The organism is Collinsella aerofaciens, from assembly GCF_040915425.1.
Classification (GTDB): domain Bacteria; phylum Actinomycetota; class Coriobacteriia; order Coriobacteriales; family Coriobacteriaceae; genus Collinsella; species Collinsella aerofaciens_BW.
This window is the reverse complement of record NZ_JBCPDN010000088.1, coordinates 6246-7257: the sequence shown is the minus strand read 5'-3', so window position 1 is coordinate 7257 and position 1012 is coordinate 6246. Positions and strand designations below refer to the sequence as shown.

Annotated in this window: 2 protein-coding genes; both read right to left on the bottom strand. The window is 49.0% G+C overall.

The features are described from left to right. Positions 1-284 (bottom strand): hypothetical protein (locus AB5164_RS09490; RefSeq protein WP_368148036.1); only part of this gene is annotated, 284 nt, incomplete at its 3' end. Positions 285-411: 127 nt separating this feature from the next. Further along, on the bottom strand, positions 412-1012 hold a 601-nt coding region (locus tag AB5164_RS09485; protein WP_271729530.1), incomplete at its 5' end, for a glucosaminidase domain-containing protein.

Here is a 1012-nt window from a genome sequence, read left to right as displayed (position 1 = left end):
AACTTATAGCGGACCGAGCCCGAGTTGCCGGACGCGGTCAGGGCGAGCGAGCAGCGGTCGCCCAGAAGAGGAGACCCGCCATCGGACGCCTTGGCCGAGAGGCCGTCGACAGAGTAGTCCTCTGAAACCGGCGAAGTTGCACTTAAATCATCGGCCCGTGTTGAATCTTCAATCTGTGATGGAGACAGGCCCGCTTCACTCAAACCAAAGCAAGGAGTTACGGCCAAACAGAAATAAAAGAAGAAAAAAGCGACACGGACAGCCTTACTTCTAAAGAAATGCATATAGAACCTCCCCGATAGTTCACTCCAACATAATATTGCTAGCAAGTAACAATTTAAGGCCAAGATTTACCATACAAGTAAGGTCGACTACAACCAGCGCAGTCGACCTAGAGAATTCATATTGATATTAGCCAATTAAAGAAATAATGCGCGCAATATTCTGACCATATGTGTCACCCGGAACAGCCCAGCGGCCGTTTAAATCTTCCAAATATGGCGCAACTCCGAGAAAACCCTTAGACTGAAGGACTTCATATCGAGGATCCACACAAGTGTTATTCAACGCCGCACCAGTAGCATATCCTTTAAGATGCTGGACTTGGGCAAGCAAGCCCTGATATACATCGTCAAATCTAGCGCCTCCCGATTGTTGATTGACGGCGCCCAGTCCGGCGAAATTGCACTGATTCGGCTTTACGGAACCTCCAAATTGCAACCATCCAGTCTCAAGCATAGCCTGAGCAAAAACAACTTCCGGACGAACCCCTTCAGAAACAGCGGCTTCAACAATTAATGAACAAAAATCACGAATAGTAGGTGCTCCCTTTGAAACAAATTCGTCTGAGGGATATGTATGTCCTGTTGATTCATATAAGTTCACCATAGCATCAACTGAAGTCTGCAGACTTCCCATAATTGGAGTACCCTCCACCGTGACCTTGCGGGTCAGGTGCCTCTCGGCGGAGCCGTCGATCACGTCGAGGTAGACGGTGTACTCGCCCGGCTCG